At 59.6% G+C, this 762-nt stretch carries 1 protein-coding gene; it reads left to right on the forward strand.

Going from position 1 to position 762, the window contains the following annotated elements:
• Positions 1-762: Ig-like domain-containing protein (locus tag IDM28_RS23805; RefSeq protein WP_262500009.1), on the forward strand; the 762-nt coding region annotated here is incomplete at both ends.

The following is a 762-nucleotide window of genomic DNA, read 5'->3' on the forward strand; positions in this document are numbered from 1 at the left end:
AGGCAACACCGAAGGGCAATTCGGCCAGATCCAGGTCAACGCCGATGGCTCATACACCTACACCCTGACCTCGCCTGCGAATTCGCCGACCCATCAGAACGACGGGCCGAACATCATCACCGAGACCTTTACCTATCAGGTCAAGGATTCGCTCGGTAATACCACCACCAGCAACATCGTCATCAGCATCGTCGACGACGTGCCACAGGCGCATTGCGACGTTGCCCGAGTGGAAATGGGTGGGCAGGTCAGCGGTAACGTACTGCTCAACGACGTGATCGGCGCGGATGTGTCTGCCGACGGCAAGTACGTGGTCGGTGTGCGCGCTGGGTCCGATACTTCGACCCCGGCCTCCGGGCAGCTCGGCGTGAATGTTCAAGGGACTTATGGCTACATCACCTTGGACGCTGAAGGAAACGGCGTTTATCACTCCAATCCGAACAGCAATGCTCCAGCAGGCGCGACGGACACCTTCGTCTATACCATTCGCGATGCTGACGGCGATGAGAGCACCGCGACCGTCACTATCAACGTGCTCAACTGCCAGATGGTTGCTGCACAAGACCACGATGTTACCGTCCATGAAAACGCTCTGGACCTGACCAAGGACGGCAACGACCTCGCGCCCGGCACCGTCACCGGCAGCCAACCTGGCTCGACCGGCGAAACAGCCAGTGGGACCTTGGTCGGTTCGGTCACAGGCGGCGTTGGGGCTTTGACCTACAGCCTGGTTGGCAACACCGAAGGGCAATTCGGGCAGAT

Origin of the sequence: Pseudomonas sp. EZ-C24, assembly GCF_014525325.1 — a bacterium.
In the GTDB taxonomy this organism is placed as follows: Bacteria; Pseudomonadota; Gammaproteobacteria; order Pseudomonadales; family Pseudomonadaceae; genus Aquipseudomonas; species Aquipseudomonas shirazensis.